This window comes from Paenibacillus oleatilyticus (genome assembly GCF_018998565.1).
Classification (GTDB): Bacteria; Bacillota; Bacilli; order Paenibacillales; family NBRC-103111; genus Paenibacillus_G; species Paenibacillus_G oleatilyticus.
Genome location: NZ_JAHNZO010000029.1, coordinates 44,429 through 60,895, shown reverse-complemented (window position 1 = coordinate 60,895; position 16,467 = coordinate 44,429). Strand labels below are relative to the sequence as shown.

General features: G+C 54.0%; 15 protein-coding genes. All 15 read right to left on the bottom strand.

The genetic code is table 11. From position 1 onward, the window contains the following. Positions 1-34: 34 nt before the first annotated feature. The 15 genes from KQX66_RS28645 to KQX66_RS28575 all read right to left on the bottom strand — a co-directional run bounded on the left by KQX66_RS28645 (position 35) and on the right by KQX66_RS28575 (position 16,448). On the bottom strand, positions 35-1,840 hold the full coding sequence (locus KQX66_RS28645; protein WP_216796261.1) for a peptidoglycan D,D-transpeptidase FtsI family protein: 1,806 nt from the start codon (positions 1,838-1,840) through the stop codon (positions 35-37). A gap of 117 nt (positions 1,841-1,957) precedes the next feature. Beyond that, positions 1,958-4,135, bottom strand: coding sequence for a methyl-accepting chemotaxis protein (locus KQX66_RS28640; RefSeq protein ID WP_216796260.1), 2,178 nt, complete (start codon positions 4,133-4,135; stop codon positions 1,958-1,960). 385 nt (positions 4,136-4,520) lie between these two features. Beyond that, on the bottom strand, positions 4,521-5,810 hold the full coding sequence (locus tag KQX66_RS28635) for a peptidase U32 family protein (protein ID WP_216796259.1): 1,290 nt from the start codon (positions 5,808-5,810) through the stop codon (positions 4,521-4,523). 33 nt (positions 5,811-5,843) lie between these two features. Next, complete coding sequence (locus tag KQX66_RS28630; protein ID WP_216796258.1) at positions 5,844-6,785, bottom strand: peptidase U32 family protein; 942 nt, start codon at positions 6,783-6,785, stop codon at positions 5,844-5,846. Between the two features lie 32 nt (positions 6,786-6,817). Further along, positions 6,818-7,876 carry an endolytic transglycosylase MltG gene (mltG, locus tag KQX66_RS28625; RefSeq protein WP_216796257.1) on the bottom strand — a complete coding sequence of 353 codons (1,059 nt, stop codon included), beginning with the start codon at positions 7,874-7,876 and terminating at the stop codon, positions 6,818-6,820. 85 nt (positions 7,877-7,961) lie between these two features. Beyond that, a complete protein-coding gene (locus KQX66_RS28620) occupies positions 7,962-8,258 on the bottom strand; it encodes a DUF1292 domain-containing protein (RefSeq protein ID WP_036689997.1) in 297 nt (98 codons plus the stop codon). A gap of 69 nt (positions 8,259-8,327) precedes the next feature. Beyond that, complete coding sequence (locus tag KQX66_RS28615; protein WP_216796256.1) at positions 8,328-8,654, bottom strand: DUF1292 domain-containing protein; 327 nt, start codon at positions 8,652-8,654, stop codon at positions 8,328-8,330. Positions 8,655-8,660: 6 nt separating this feature from the next. After that, complete coding sequence (gene ruvX, locus KQX66_RS28610) at positions 8,661-9,083, bottom strand: Holliday junction resolvase RuvX (RefSeq protein ID WP_216796255.1); 423 nt, start codon at positions 9,081-9,083, stop codon at positions 8,661-8,663. A 192-nt stretch (positions 9,084-9,275) separates the two neighbouring features. Beyond that, positions 9,276-9,539: an IreB family regulatory phosphoprotein gene (locus KQX66_RS28605; RefSeq protein ID WP_025850272.1), complete on the bottom strand. Its 264-nt coding sequence runs from the start codon at positions 9,537-9,539 to the stop codon at positions 9,276-9,278. 77 nt (positions 9,540-9,616) lie between these two features. Further along, positions 9,617-12,238, bottom strand: a complete 2,622-nt coding sequence (gene alaS / locus KQX66_RS28600) for an alanine--tRNA ligase (RefSeq protein ID WP_216796254.1) — start codon at positions 12,236-12,238, stop codon at positions 9,617-9,619. A 387-nt stretch (positions 12,239-12,625) separates the two neighbouring features. Beyond that, positions 12,626-12,910, bottom strand: coding sequence for a hypothetical protein (locus KQX66_RS28595; protein ID WP_088832898.1), 285 nt, complete (start codon positions 12,908-12,910; stop codon positions 12,626-12,628). A gap of 32 nt (positions 12,911-12,942) precedes the next feature. Then, positions 12,943-14,223 (bottom strand): ArsB/NhaD family transporter, encoded by a 1,281-nt coding sequence (locus KQX66_RS28590; protein ID WP_216796253.1) that lies wholly within the window; start codon positions 14,221-14,223, stop codon positions 12,943-12,945. A gap of 265 nt (positions 14,224-14,488) precedes the next feature. After that, positions 14,489-15,559: an AI-2E family transporter gene (locus KQX66_RS28585; RefSeq protein ID WP_216796252.1), complete on the bottom strand. Its 1,071-nt coding sequence runs from the start codon at positions 15,557-15,559 to the stop codon at positions 14,489-14,491. A gap of 159 nt (positions 15,560-15,718) precedes the next feature. Further along, positions 15,719-15,916 (bottom strand): YrzR-like zinc ribbon domain, encoded by a 198-nt coding sequence (locus KQX66_RS28580; RefSeq protein WP_010497085.1) that lies wholly within the window; start codon positions 15,914-15,916, stop codon positions 15,719-15,721. Positions 15,917-15,926: 10 nt separating this feature from the next. Continuing rightward, positions 15,927-16,448, bottom strand: coding sequence for a PRC-barrel domain-containing protein (locus tag KQX66_RS28575; RefSeq protein WP_010497083.1), 522 nt, complete (start codon positions 16,446-16,448; stop codon positions 15,927-15,929). Between the last annotated feature and the right edge of the window lie 19 nt (positions 16,449-16,467).

Sequence of the window (16,467 nt, the reverse complement as noted above, 5' to 3'; positions counted from 1 at the left end):
CTCGCGAAAACGCAGCCTTCCTTCCTAATCGCTCCTACTTTTCAGAGCGGTCAGCCAAAATATTCATCACTTCCTTAAAAAGCGGGATCGCCTTATGGCTGCCCCCTTCCGGAACGTTCTGGACGAGCACCGCGACGGCATAGCGAGGCTGTTCCGCCGGACCGTAGCCGATAAACCAATGGTTCTCACCGGGTCGTCCATTTTTTAACGGAACCTGCGCCGTCCCCGATTTCCCCGCCAGGCTCCATTTCGCCGTGCGCAGCGCCTTCCCGGTGCCGTGCTCCACCGTCTCGGCCATCCAACCCAGCAGCCGTTTCACCGTCGCCGGCTTGATCGGTTTAGCGGCCTGCTCAAGCTCATGAGGCGGAAACGACTGGTATAATCGATCGTTCCGGAACCGGATCTCCCGCACGATTCGCGGCGATGCAACCTTCCCTTGGTTGTACAGTGTCACGACCAAGTTAGCTGCTTGCAGCGGCGTCATTAACACGTCCCGCTGTCCGATAGCCGTCTGCACCAGCGCTCCTTCGTCCGACTTGTCCGAAGCAGCGGCATAGATTTGCCCTTGCTCCTCGGCATCCCACTGCCGAAAGCCCTTCCGGTGCGGCACATCTCCGCTCCAGCCGATGGGCATTTCCAGCCCGAGCCTGTGCGCGTAAGCCTCGAGCTTGTCTCCCCCGAGCCGCTGCGCCACCTTCGCAAACACGATGTTGCAAGACTGGGCGAAGCCTTCTTCCAATGTCAGCATGCCGTGTCCTTCCTTCTTCCAGCAGGTGAAGCCGTATTTTCCGAGTGCGCCTGTGCACTCGAACGTTTCGTCCGCTTTGACCGCCTTCTCTTCCAAGGCAGCCGCGGCGGTCACGGTTTTAAAAATCGATCCGGGGGCGACCGCTTTTAACGCCTTGTTGCTCCAGTTTCCTCGAGCCAAATCGACATGCTCCGGCTGAAACGCGGGCGTGCCGGCCATCGCGATCGTATCCCCATTCCGAATATCCAATACGACGACGGTAGCTTCCGTCACGTGCAAGCGTTCCAAGGTCCGTTCGACTTGCTGCTGTATCCCGGAGTCGAGAGTCGTGACGACTTTAAGCGGATAATACGGATTGCTTGGAGCGATTTGGCGCATATCGAGTCCGGGCAGCGGACGCTTCAAGCCGTCGGTAAAAAGCGAGACGGAGGACGACCCAATGCCCTGCAGCCAAGGTTCAAACGTTTTTTCCAGCCCGGCATTGCCGATTTTGCTCGTGAGCTGCAGCTCTCCCTTATGGAATTGGTCGGTGAACTGCCGCGTAATCCGCTCCGGATTTTGCCCGATGAAGCCGAGCACCTGGCTTGCCGGCTGCCGCTCGGCGTAGCGCTGCTTAAAGGTCATGGCCCGGACGGATTTCAGACCTAAAGCCTCGATCTTGGCCGCCTGTGCGTCGGTCAAAGGAACCGGACGGCCGGATACGGACCAAATCGCCGGACCTTTCAACTGGCGGACAAACGACTGCCAAGCGGAAAGCGGAGCGTTTACGATGCTTGCCACCCGGTCCATCGCATTAGACGTATCTGCAGTCTCTTCCTCATGAATAGGGAAGACAATCAACACTTTCTGCGCCGTTCCCGTCAAAGGAACGCCATTTCGGTCCGCAAAATCGCCCCGTCCGCTATCGAGCACAAGACCTTGAGCCCGCTGAATGACCGAATTTTCCACCAAGTCGATCCTTCGTTCCGTCAAGCTGCGGGAGGCTGCCACTTGAATCCAGAACAACCGTAAATTCCAAGCGGCCAAAATCGCGATGACCAGCAGCAATACGATAAAAATCCGGTTCTTTTGCAGCTTTGTTCCGTTGTCCATCCCGAGCACCTGCCAGCACCTTGTATGATGATACAAGTATGGTCAGGAACCGTCCTCTGCAAACGACCAAACAAAAAGCGCCTTCCCCGAATGGAGAAGACGCCGTGCAGACCTGCATTAAACTTGGAATTTCGACAACTGTTCCTTCAACGAATTCGACAGCTCTTCGAGACTGTCGGACAGCTTCACAAGACCGGAGCTGATGCTCATTTGCTCCGAGCTCAAGGATGCCACCTCTTGCGAAGTCGCGGACGATTCTTCGGCCACAGCGCTGACGTTGGACATCGCATCGCTCAGCACCATCTGCGACGCTTCAAGCTCGCTGATCGATTCCGTTACTTCGGACAACCGTTCAATAAATTCGCCCATCTGCGAATCGACTTGCTTAAAGATCGAATCAGCTTCCTTCACGGATTCGATTTGCTCCTGGAAAATCGGGTAAGCCTGTGAAAGCACGTTAACCGTCTCGTCAATCTCCTTCTGAATCGTTTCGGTAATTTGACCGACGATCGCGATCGATTGTCTGGATTGGTCGGCCAGCTTGCGGATTTCGTCCGCGACGACCATGAAGCCTTTCCCCGCCGCACCGGCCCGGGCCGCTTCAATCGTCGCATTCAACGACAAAATGTTCGTTTGCTTCGTCATGTTGCTAAGCACATCCAAAATTTTGCGGATGGAACGGGTGCTTTCCTTCAGATTATCGACCTTCTCGACCATCGAACGGGTCATCGCTTCCGTTGCGTTCGTTTTGCCGATCAGCTCGGACATATACTCGATCCCTTGTTTACTCGACGCTTGAACTTCCGAAGCTGCGGAGCCCATGACAATGTTGGCGTCGACCACGCTTTTCATCTGCATGCCGATATTGTGAGTCAGCTCGTTGCCGCGTTCGGATTCCACAGCCAGGCTGGATGCGCCGCTGGCGATCTCTTCCGTAGCGACGGCGATTTCTTTAGCCGACGTAGCCGTTTTCTTCGAAGCGTCCGACAAGCTCCCTGCCGTTTGCAGCACCTCTTGAGCGGAATGATTCGTCTGCTGCACCAGCGTCGTGATCTTTTCCATCATTTGGTTGAAGCTTTGACCCAGCTGCCCGATCTCGTCCTGGCTTGTGACGGTCATCCGCACTTTCAGATTGCCTTGCTCTCCTTCTTTCATCAGGTTGCGGAGCTGAACGACGGGACGGCCGATCATTCGTACGATAAAGTATCCGATCACAACCGCGATAATCGCCGCCACAAAAGCCATCAACCATGTCATGCCGAAGATGACTCCCGCATCCCTCACAAGCTCCGCCACCGGCATTGCACCGATCAAGAGCCAATTCGTTTTGGCCGATTTGAAATAAACGAGCTGCATGTCGCGGCTGCTGTTTTGCAGGTTTCCTTTGTCTTCTGTAAAGGCTTCCTTCGTTACCCCCAGCTCGCTCGGCTTGCCAAGCACCGCAACGTCCTGGTTATAGATGTAGTTCATGTCAGGTGTGACGATGACCGTTTTACCGCCTTCGCCCATCGAGATTTGACCGAGCTCCTTACCGACCGCTTCCAGATTGATCTCCAGCAGAAGCACGGACTGCACGGCATTGGTCGTCGTATTTTTCAGCACGCGGCCCAGACCGAACGAAGCTGTGCCCGCATTGCCCAGCGAATCCGAGTAGCCCTTTGCTCTGGATTCCAGCCAAGTCGCTTTGCCGTTGCCTTCGACGATCTTCTTGAACCAATCTTCCTGCGCCAGGCTTTCCTTACTCATCGCTGAACCGGCCGAAGCTACAGGTTCTCCGCTTGCTTTAAATAGATAGATTGATTTAAGCGTTTTATTCGAGTACGAATAAACGTTCAGCTTGTCGCCGAGCTTCTGCCGGAGCTGTAGAAAATCGTAGCTGTTTTTGTTCACGGTATCCATATCCGCAAGCAGCTTTTTCAAATCTTCGTCCAGCAAAATTTGCATCGACAAGTCTTCATACGTGGCGTAAAGCAAATCGAGCTTTTGCCCGGCTTGCGTAATGGTGCCTTCCGACGCATCGGCCACCTTTTTCTGAATAACGCCTTTGGAGATGTTATAAGAAGTCAGACCTACGGTCAACACGAAAAACAAGATGCTGATAAAAAAGATAAGGAACAGCTTGCCCCCTACCGACCTCAACAAGTTCATAAGACCTACTTCTTTCAGCGAATCCACGACTTTAGAAGCACGTGAACCTTCGGAACGATTCGGATCGGACGAATTGGGGATCCCCTTTTTCAACGATTTGCCGGCTTTTTGCAGGCTGGCTTTAAGTGAAGACCATTGATCCTTCACAGGAAACACCACCTAGATATGTATTAGTTTGATAAGTATGCAAGCATTTAACCGGTTAATCTTGGTATTCGACATGAAATGTCAAAATCCCTTTACTTCATCAGGTTCGATTGAAAAAAAATATTAGTTCCACCGCCTCAATTCATAATCACCTTACGAAATATATAAATTTTTAATTGATAAAAAAAGAGTATCTTTATCTATATCGGGACCAAGTAGGTAAAATGTTATAGATATTTTAACAAAAATCGCGACTATGTGACCGAAGGCGCATACTTAGGCCATTTGACCGACTTTTCGCACTGGGATTATCCGGCTGCAAACGCAAAAAAGCCCCGTCCCTAAGGGACGGAGCGTCGTCAAGCGGCGGTTATGCCGCGGCCATTTACGAATTTCTCATTTTTTTGCGCATCATATCAAACGGACGGACCGGCTGTTCCACTTTCATCCGGATGAGCTGCAGCGGATGCCGCGCAGCGTCGAGCGCTTTGCCCTCTTCATCGTGCAGCTCGCCCACCGTCTGCTTGAAGAACGTGCCCTTCGGACCGAAGAACTCCACTTCCTGCCCCGGCTTAAAATGGTTCCGCTGCTGGATGAGCGCGGTCTGCGTCGCTTCGTCATACCCCATCACAACGCCGACAAAATCGTACGGAGCCGCTTTGTCCTCGGGCTCGAAGATGTGGTCCTCGTGCCCCGGACGGTCGTAGAAAAATCCGGTATTGAGTGGACGGTTAGCCGCCTTCTGAATCTCGTACAGCCATTCCGGCTTCATTTCATAATGTTCGGGATCGGCAAAATACGCATCAATCGCCTGACGGTACGCATTGACGACCGTAGCGACATAGTGCACGCTTTTCATGCGGCCTTCGATTTTGAAGCTGTCGACGCCGGCGCGAATCAGCTCCGGAACGTGCTCGATCATGCACAGATCCTTCGAGCTCATCGAAAACGGATTGTCGCCCGTTTGGAACAGCGGAATTTCCTTGATGCCGATCTGCGGTCCGTTCAGCTCTTCCTCGGTAGTAAACAGATCATATTTCCAGCGGCAGGATTGCGAACAGCCGCCGCGGTTCGAGTCGCGGTCCGTGAAATGGTTCGACAGTACGCACCGTCCCGAATAGGAGCTGCACATCGCCCCGTGAACGAACACTTCGATCTCCATATCGACATGCGTCTTGATCTCGACGATTTCTTCCATGGTAGCCTCACGGGCAAGCACGACCCGGTCGATGCCTTCTTCTTTCCAGAACTGCACGGCTTGCCGGTTCATGGTGGACTGCTGGGTGCTCAGGTGAATTTCCAGCTTCGGTGCCGCGCGCTTGCACGTCTCGATAATGATCGGGTCCGCCACGATGATCGCATGCACGCCTGCATCCTGAATGCCGCGAAGATAATCTTCCAAACCCGACAAATCTTCATTGTGGGCATAAATATTCGTAGCGACGAATACTTTGGCGCCGTACTTCTCCGCAAACTCGACTCCTTCGCGCATTTCCTCGAAGGTGAAGTTGTCCGCGTTCGACCTGAGGCCGTATTGCTGCCCGCCGATATAGACCGCATCCGCCCCGTAATGAACGGCGAATTTCAGCTTTTCCAAGCTTCCGGCCGGCGCGAGCAGCTCGGGCTTCTCGAACCGCACTCGCTTGCCGAGCAGCTCTTGCTTCAACAATGTCATTTTATTCCACCTCGCTTATAGCTTCGAATCGTATTAATAAACCTGCTCTTTGAAAAAGAAGCCGTACGTCAGCTCGCGGCGTTCATCCTGCAGCGCGCGGATGGGATCGAGCCATTCCTCTTGAAACTCGTATTCCTCCGGATTCGCCATATACGCATCTATCGCCTGCCGGTAACCGCGCACAACCGCTTCATTGTACTCCGGCGATTTCAGCAGCGCCTCCAGCTTAAAGCTGTCGATGCCGCCTTCCATCAGTTCGTGCAAGCTGTCCAGCACACAGATGTCGTCCGAGCTCATAATATGTGTGCCGTTCGCATCCTCGTAGATCGGATAGCGTTCGTTCGGCCGCTCCTGCTCAATCAGGAACAACCCTTCCTCTTTATCAAGCTCCAGCTTTTCAAGCTCTTGCGGACGCCCTTGGTGCTCCTTGTAATTGGTCAGCAGGCTCCGCTTCGAATGATATATATTCGTAATGCCGTGCACCTGCACTTCCACTTCCATCGAGCCGTCAAGCTGACGCGCAATTTCCAGCGTCTCCTCCAAGTTCAGCTCGCGGGCCAGCACCATGCGGGCCGCCCCTTTGCTTGCCCAATAGCTGGCCGTCGCATAGTTGGTGGAGGTCATCTCCGCATTCCAATGCAAACGCATGCCGGGTGCGAAGCTGCGAACCGCCATCAGCACGGCCGGATCGCCGAAGACGATGCCGTCGACGCCAGCTTGCTGCAGCTGTCCTACATATTTTTCCAGCTCGGGCAGCAAGTCGTTGTCCATAATATTGTTGACGGCTGCGTATACTTTCGCTCCGTGTTCATGCGCCCATGAAACGAGCGAGGCCAGTTCTTCCGCCGTTACTTCCCCCGGCAGCCGCAAGCCGAACCGGTGCTCGCCTACGAGGACAGCGTCCGCCCCTGCCTCGATATACCGCTTCGCTTCTGCGGATGATCCGGCCGAAATCAACAGTTCCGGTTTTTTCATCTGCCTGCTCACCTTCTCCTCACATTGTAAACCTACGGCTTGGCGCTCTTGGCGCTCTCCGCAATATTCTTCTTATGCTGCTCGAACGTTTCCGCAAACAAATGCGCTTTGCTTCCGTCCTTTTTGGTAACATAAAACAAATATTTGGTATCTGCCGGATAAATCGCCGCTTTGATCGAGGCGAGGCTCGGACTTGCAATCGGTCCGGGCGGCAGCCCTTTATTCAAATACGTATTATAAGGACTTTGGATCTGCAAATCCTTCTCGAACAGCCGTTCCTTCGGCTTGTCGAACAAATACTGCACGGTTGCATCGATCTGCAGCGGCATCCCTTGCTTTAAGCGGTTATGAATCACGCCGCTAACCAGCGCGCGCTCGTCCTCGACAACAACCTCGCGTTCGATGAGCGAAGCCAGCGTCAACATCTGGTGCACGGACAAGCCGCGCCGGGCCAATGTCTGCTTCCAATCCTGCGGCAGCTGCCCGAGCTTCTTGTCGAGCTCCTGCGTCATCGTCTCGATCATCTCTTGCGGACTCGTACCCTTTTTCCATTCGTACGTTTCCGGGAACAAATATCCTTCGAGACGGGACCGCAAGGACGTGTCGGCCGGAATTTGCGCCGCTGCGGAGCCTTCCGGCCCCTTGTAGCCTTGTACAAGATTCATGAACTGCTGCGGGTCAACGCCTTCCTGCTGCTGCAGCTTTTCCACGATCTGACGCACGGTAAAGCCCTCAGGCACCGTCAGGCGGATGCCGGCTTCCTTCACCGTGTCACCCCGATTCAAGTGCTCGATGATCTCGTCCGGCGACAGCCCCGGCTTCATGGCGTACTCGCCTGCTTGGAAGCGGCCGCCTTCCTGCTTGTATTTCAAGTACCACGTAAAGACGCGGGCGCTGCGAATAACGCCCTTGCTCTCCAGCTCGCCCGCGAGCTGCCCTGTCCCGGCACCCGGCGGCAGCGAGATGCGCTGCTCCGTCTCCGCAGCCGGCATCGGCTGAAGCGAGCGGGTGACATACCAACCGAACCCTGTCCCGGCTCCGGCCACTATTGCAACAATTCCTATTGTTCCCCAAATCCATACCCGTTTCACGGCGCCGCTCCTTTTACATCTCCGCAAACAAACGAAAAAGAGCGGATCATCTCCGCTCAGGCTTCCTTAAGAAAAAAGTTGTACATTACAACTGTTCGTCAGCCGGAAAAGTCAACTCGTCGAAAAGCTCGGAGACGTTTTCCCATTCATCGTCGTCTTCGATCGTTTCAAGCTCAAGCTCCCCGTCATCTTTCCGTGTCACACGGTAAATTTCCGGTTCGTCTTCCTTGCCCGGCTTCGCTTTTTCAAGCATCGCGTACCCTTGATCGCCCAGGATCAATTCGGAGACGATACGATAGACGACGGATTCCTGCTCTTCGTCATACAAAATAATATCATCTCCGAACGTTTCCCGCAACTGACGGGTCGGCGTCGCTTCCATATTCGGGTTCAACGTTCCAGCCTCCTTATGCAAACGGCCAGCCTCCCGGACGGGAGACCGGGCGCCGTCTTACTTGGACGATTCTTCTTCCTCGTCGTCGTATTGGTCCATCAGCGTGTTGAACGTTTCCTCCACGATATTCCATTCTTCTTCGTCCTCAATCGTATACAGCTGCAGATCGTCGCCGTCTTCTTCATAGCGGAACGCGTACACTTCGTCGGATTCCTCGTCGGCATCGACAGGAACAACCATCATATACTTTTTATCCGAGCCGTCCACATCGAATTTCATGATGACTTCGAATTCTTCTTCATTACCTTCTTCATCGGGAATGTAAATAATTTCGGGCTCTTCCTGCAGTTGTTCCTGATTGGCATTTTGGTCTTTATCTGTCACCGTTCTTCACCTCTTCGAGTTGGATTGGGCATCCATATATCCTTGCAAAATGAGCGCAGCCGCCATCTTGTCGATGACCTGCTTTCGTTTCTTGCGGCTAACGTCCGCCTCCAGCAGCGTGCGCTGGGCGGAGGCGGTTGTCAGCCTTTCGTCCCACAAATGCACCGGCAATTGTAGGGTTTCATGCAGTTGCTCTGAAAATGCAATACAAATTTCTCCACGGGGACCGATCGTGTTGTTCATGTTTTTCGGCAGGCCTACGACGATTTCCGTGACACCGTATTGCGCGATAATCTCCCGAAGGCGGGCCATATCGCGCTCCTCGGTCGTTCTACGGATCACTTCAAGCCCTTGCGCCGTCCAACCAAGCTCGTCACTGACGGCGACGCCGATCGTCTTGTCCCCGTAATCCAGTCCCATCAAGCGCATGAGGTTCTCCAGTCTGGCGGTTAAAAGTCCAGTGAATAAAAGGCCGCTGCGTGAGCGAATCATTCTTCCGATCGCTGTTGTCTCCGGATTCTTAGATCAGATAACCTTTGAGAGGTTAGAATCCGGAGACAAAGGCGACCGCTAACGCTTCTCCAGAACGATTCCGCCCCCTCCGCTGTATTCACCGGACTTTTAAGATTTATAGTGCTGCAAGTAGGAACGAACCAGTTCCTCGATCAATTCGTCCCGCTCCCGCTTGCGGATGATGCTGCGCGCATTGTTGTGACGCGGAATGTAAGCCGGGTCGCCCGAGAGCAAGTAGCCTACGATTTGGTTGATCGGATTGTACCCCTTCTCCTGCAGCGCATCGTACACCGCTAGAATGACTTCTTTGGGCGAGGTCTCGATCTCTTCCGCTTTTACATTGAACTTCATCGTTTTATCCATCGAACTCATTTAGAGGCACCCCCCTGCATTGATCAATACTGACTTATTCGCCACGATCCTAAAAATTCCTGTTTACGGCAAAATTATTATTTTGCCGCGACGAGCTGTTCCACGCTTTGCAGCGCTTCTTGCAGCTTGGATGCGTCTTTGCCGCCGGCCTGCGCCATGTCCGGACGTCCTCCGCCGCTGCCGCCGCAGCGGGAAGCGACTTCCTTGATCAGCTTGCCGGCGTGGTAGCCCTTCGACACCAGATCCGGCGTAACGGCCGCAACCAGATTGACCTTGTCCTCTGCAGCCGCTCCGAGTACGATCACAGCCGAGCCAAGCTTCGTCTTCATCTGATCGACGATATTGCGGAGCGACTCCATATCGCCTGCGCTCACCTGAGCGGCAAGCACCGTTACGCCGTCTACCGTTTTCGCCTGATCGGTCAAAGAACCCGCTTCAATGCCGCTGAGCTTCGCTTTGAGCGATTCGTTCTCGCGCGATACTTCCTTCAGCTGTGCAAACAAGCCATCGATCCGTTTCGGCACGTCGCCGATGTTCGATTTCAGCAAACTTGCGGCATCGCGCAGCAGTTGCAACTGCCCGTCCAAATATTGATAGGCGTTCCGGCCCGTCGTCGCTTCGATCCGCCGTACGCCGGAGCCGATCCCCGACTCGCTGACGATTTTGAACAAGCCAATCTGGCTCGTGTTCCGCACGTGGCAGCCGCCGCACAGCTCCAGGCTGTAGCCGCCGACCTGCACGACGCGGACGATGTCGCCGTATTTTTCACCGAAGAGCGCCATCGCGCCCATGGCCTTGGCTTCGGCAATCGGTTTGAGCGAAATCTCGACTTCGATGCTCTTCCAAATTTGCTCGTTAACCCGCTGCTCGATATCCTGCAGCTCTTCGGCCGAAATGCTGCCGAAGTGCGAGAAGTCGAAGCGCAGGCGCTCAGGCGCAACAAGCGATCCGGCCTGGTTCACGTGCTCGCCGAGCACTTCCTTGAGCGCTTTGTGCAGCAGGTGGGTAGCCGTATGATTTTTGATGATATCTTCGCGCACATCCTGCGTTACCGTCGCTTGAACGGTGTCGCCCTTGCGCAGCACGCCCGCCTCCACGACAACGGTATGCACATGCTGTCCGTGCGGCGCCTTGCCCACGTCCTCAACCTTGAGCACCGTATCGCCTGCAGTAATATATCCGTGGTCGCTGACCTGACCGCCGCTTTCGGCATAGAACGGAGTATAGTCCAAAATCACCTGGCACGTCTCGCCCGTTCCGACCAGATCAACGAACTGGTTCTCATGCACCACTGCGATCACTTTAGCAGCAGTTACCAAATCAGTATATCCAACAAACTCGCTTTTAACCGTGAAATCGGCCAGCGGACCGCCCTGCACCTTCATGCTGTCGGTCTCTTTGCGAGCCTCACGGGCACGGTGGCGCTGCTCCTGCATCGCTTGATCGAAGCCTGCACGGTCGACCGTCATGCCTTTCTCGGCGGCGAAATCCTCGGTCAGATCGAACGGGAAGCCGTACGTGTCATACAGCTTGAACGCATCCGGACCGCTGATGACCGTGCTGCCTTCGTTGCGGGCTTTGTCGACCATTTCGGCCAAAATCGCCAGGCCGTCGGACAGCGTCTCGTGGAAGCGCTCCTCCTCGATGCGGATGATCTTCTCAATGAATTCGCGTTTTTCGACCACTTCCGGGTAGTAGACGCCCATCACGTCGCCGACAATTGGCGTCAGCGTGTACAGGAACGGCTTGTCCATACCGAGCACCTTGCCATACCGCACCGCGCGGCGGAGCAAACGGCGAATGACATAACCGCGGCCTTCGTTGGACGGAAGCACGCCGTCGCCGACGGAGAAGGCAACGGTACGGATGTGGTCCGCGATCACTTTCAGCGCCACGTCGAACTCTTCGTTTTGCTTGTAAGTCACGCCGGCAAGCTGGGCCGTCTTTTGAATGATCGGCTGGAACAGATCGGTATCAAAGTTCGAATCGACATCCTGCAGAATGGAAGCGAAGCGCTCGAGGCCGGCGCCGGTATCGATGTTTTTGTTCGGAAGCGGCGTATAGCTGCCGTCCTTGTTATGGTTAAACTGCGAGAAGACAAGATTCCATACTTCAAGGAAGCGCTCGTTCTCTCCGCCCGGCCAGCACTCGGGATCGCTGAGATCGCCGTACTTGTCGCCGCGGTCGTAGAAAATTTCCGTACACGGGCCGCAAGGACCTTCGCCGATGTCCCAGAAATTGTCCTGCAGCTTGTAGATGCGCTCCTCCGGCAAGCCGATCTTTTTATTCCACAGCTCGAACGCTTCGGTATCCTCGGGATATACCGTGACAGACAACCGGTTCGGATCGAAGCCGATCCATTCGGGGCTCGTCAGAAACTCCCAAGCCCAGGTGATCGCTTCCTCCTTGAAATAATCGCCGATAGAGAAGTTGCCGAGCATTTCAAAGAACGTATGGTGACGGCGCGTTTTGCCGACGTTCTCAATATCGTTCGTGCGGATGCACTTCTGCGAGTTCGCGATCCGCGGATTTTCCGGGACGACGCGGCCGTCGAAATACGGCTTCAGCGGCGCCATGCCTGCGTTGATCCACAGCAGCGACGGATCGTTGTGCGGCACGAGCGGAGCGCTGGGCTCGATCGCATGTCCTTTGCTTTCAAAAAACTTCAACCATTTTGCGCGAATTTCACTTGCTTTCATTGGGTTCATTTTCCTCCCGACACTTCATTTTAATACAAAAAAACGCCCCTGAAACAGGGACGATTTGCTCGCGGTACCACCCTGGTTATTGTGCGGCTGCATGGATACGCCTTCACAATCTCCTCTGTCCGGACGATAACGGGTCCGCCCGGCGGACTTTTTGAATCCGCGCTCCGAAATGAGCGTTCGGTCATCCTTCATTAGAAAGGTTTTCCCAGCTGGAGCTGCGAGACTGCAAGCAAGCTTGCCGCGCGACGCTTCCAAAACCTTCTCTCTGGCTAATGGACTATGACGTACTTAAATTTCATCAACGCTTTCCTGTGCCTGAAAATAAGCACTATTTATCAAAATTATAGCTTTCGGGCAGCAGACTTGTCAACAGAACGTCTACTGCTCCCAAGCCATGCGCTGGACAAGCCGGTGCCTGAACAGGCTGATCACGAAATCCTCATAGAAGTCGTGTCGGACAATCCATTGATACTCGGCGTCTTCGTGGGCATAGAACAAGACGTCCGTGATCACGTCGTTATCGTCGAAATAATCGCGAATCCGCTTTACTGCCTTCTCGACACCGGCATCGGGGCGATGGAGCTTCATCCGGAACTCGACATCTTGTCCGTTCGATTGCTCTTCAATGGTCAGAAGCTCCCGGTCGTATTCATAGTGTAGCATAGGCGAAGCCTCCTTCGGTTAACCGACTGCTGTTACATCAAATATCTCACATACACGTATACATTTGCAACAGCTATCGAAAGTAGCATGAGCGGAAAGGCGATCACGAAAAATTTCATGAACGAAATCGGATGCCCTTCCTTTGCCGCCATACCGGCTACGATCAGATTCGCGCTCGCGCCGATCAGCGAGCCGTTCCCCCCGAGACAAGCCCCGAGCGCAAGACTCCACCAAAGCGGCTCCAGATTGCTGACCCCCATCGTGCCCATTTCCTGAATCATCGGAATCATCGTCGCCACGAACGGGATGTTATCCAGGAAGGCCGAAGCGATTCCGCTGAGCCAAAGAATCAGGACCGCCGATTTCGTCACATCGCCGCCCGTTACCCCGACGGCATAGTTCGCCAACGCGGCGATCACGCCGGTTTCCACCAAGCCCGAGACTAGCACGAACAATCCGACGAAGAAGAAGATCGTCGTCCACTCGACCCGCTGAAACGCCTCTTCCAAAAAGTGCTCGCCGGTCAACAGCAGAAGTAGGAACGCGCCGGCGAGCGCCACGGTCGCCGATTCCAAATGGACGATCTGGTGAACGAAGAAGCCGATCAAGGTTAATCCAAGCACCACAAGACATTTTTTCAACAGCACCGGATCGCGGATTTCCGCTTTTTCGTTCATTTTCATCAGTCCTAGCCGCAGTTCTTCCGTCGTGCGAATCTGTTTGCGGTAAAACAGTACGAAGAAAGGTACGGTAATCGCGAGAATGATCGCCGCAATCGGCGCCAAATTGTTGATGAAGGCCATAAACGTCAGTTCTTTCACCGCGCTGCCGATCATGATGTTCGGCGGATCGCCGATCAGCGTCGCTGTGCCGCCGATATTGCAAGCGAGAATTTGCGACATCAGAAAAGGAACCGGATTCACTCGCAGCTGCCGCGTAATGCTGAAGGTTACCGGTACCATCAGCAGCACCGTCGTCACGTTATCGAGAAACGCCGAGCCGATCGCCGTGACCAGCGAGAGCACGACCATGATGCGGACCGGGTGACCGCCCGCCTTTTTGGCCGACCAGACGGCAATATATTTGAACAATCCCGTTTCCGCGGTAATGCCGACAATAATCATCATGCCCACCAGCAGGCCGAGCGTGTTGAAATCGATATGATGAAGCGCCGTTTCCTGATTGACGATCCCCAGCACGACCATCAAAATGCCGCCGATCATGGCAACGATCGTCCGGTGAATTTTTTCCGAAACGATAAAACCGTAGGCTACCGCAAACAATCCGATAGCGATAAGTGCTTGTTGATCCATAATGAAATCCTCTCTCCGATGCAATTTTATTGGTGCCGCCAGCTCGCGCCGCTTTTCCGCATAACCCTAAAAAAAGCAAAAAGAAGCCCTTGGTGACAGGCTCCTCCGAAAATCAACGCGATTATGTACTTGTCTTGTGCAACAGGCAGGTCTCCGGTCAACGGCCGGATATCGCGACATTCCCCCCCTGCCGGTACCAACCTATATATACGCACAAAGCAGCCGCTTGGTTTCGCCCGATAAAAAATTTTTTTCTAAAAAATAATCACGTCATTTTCCGGTGAATGTAGTACATAAACACATGCTGCAGAATCACTTTCATGACCGCAAAAAACGGAACCGCCAGGATGAGCCCCGTTACTCCGGCAATCTCCCCGCCCACAAGCAGTGCGAAAATGATCACAAGCGGATGCATATTGAGCGAACGGCCGACCACTTGAGGCGAGATTACATTACCTTCCAGTATTTGGCACGTCGTGTTGATGAGTCCGACAAACAGCACCATCTTCCAGGAAATCGTGGACGCCACGATCAGTGCAGGCGCCGCTCCGAGAAAAGGACCGAGGTAAGGGATAATGTTGAACACCGCAACGACGCTGGCCAGCAGCAGCGCGTAAGGCATGCCGATTAGCCAATACCCGATGTAGGCGAGTAGCCCGACGATCATACATACGGTAAACTGGCCGCGGATATAGTTGCCGAGCGCCATATCGATATCCATCAGCATGGACACGATTTCTTTGCGGTGCGTTTTCGGTACGATGGCCAGCGTCGATTTTTCGATCAGTTGAAAATCTTTCAGGATATAGAAGGCGACAAACGGAATGATGAAGAGAAGAAAGACCGTATTGATGGTGCTGCCGATACCGTGAATGTATTCCGCAATCGCGAGCGAGATTCCGTTCTCCAGCTTGGAAAGCGACTGCTGAATGCCCATCCGTACGCTGTCCGGGAGAAAGTTGAGTCCGTTTAAGCCGTTTACAACGCTTTGCGCCTTAAAGGCGACATCCGGCAGCTTATCGTTCAATTCCGCGAGCTGCCGCACGAACATCGGAATGAGGTTCATGAGCACGACGGTCGCCGAAGTAATGAAAACCGCATAAATGAGCAGCACGGCCATCGTTCGCGGCACTTTGCGGGCGCCGAGCAGTGTCACCACCGGATTCAGCACGTAAGAAATGATCAGCGCGATCGCGAACGGCGTCAAAATTTTTTTCAAAAAATCATACAAACCCGCAATCATCGGACGGAGCTGCAGCAGCATGTACAAAATGATCAAACCGAGCAGCGTATAGATCATACCGACGAGCAGCCGTTGTTTCGGGAACCGGTCCATAGCGCCCCCCTTTACCTCGATCTGACTTCTGACGAAGCGTTTGCCTTTTTACAGTATATGTACAAGTCCGCGCTCTTAACCCAGCGAACAAAAAAACCGCTTCCCGAGACGCCTGTTCAAAGCGTCCGGGAAAGCAGTTTGACTATACAATGCTGCTCGTCAGTTAGCATGAAGCTCGGGCATTTCCTCTTCAAAAAACAAATCGTCGAGTGAGCTAAGCGTGCCGTCTTCCTCTACTTGGAATACGGACATTTTTTCCCCGTTCACCGTCAGTTCGATAAAACAGCCCCAGCAGTAAAACTGATGGGAGCCGATCTTGCCAATATCCTTGGAATTGCAATTTGGACAACGTAACATCGGTATCACCCTATTCTTCTTTTGGTCCGAAGATTTCTTGAAGCGCTTCGCTGGCGTGAACGGGAACAATTAAGGCGTCGTCGCCGACCTTGACCGCATCCGGCATCGGTAGCCATCTGCGCCCTTCCGTTAGATCCGAGATGAAACCTTCGGTCAATTCATAACCTATTACCTTTATGCCCCCATCCGCTTCCAAATAAACATCCTCGATCACCCCGAGCTGCTGCCCGTTGACGGTAATGACCGGGAGTCCCTTCAGCTTGCGTTCGCCAAACAGCAGCGCCCTGCAAGCGGAGCTTGGATTCAGCGGGCGGACGGCTTGTTCTGCGGCAATCGTAACAGCGTCGTCGCCCATCGCTATCACGTCTTTTCGCTCAATACACGTGGCTTCGGAAAACCAATGCCCCGCTTCGAGCAGCACGGACTCGACCTCCCAGCCTTCGTTCAGCAACAGGTCTTTGGCGCTGCCCACTTGTTTTCCTGTCTCTACGCAAATGACCGGCAATCCGATAACATCGCGCGCTTTTTTCAACGAGCTTCTCTCCCAGCCG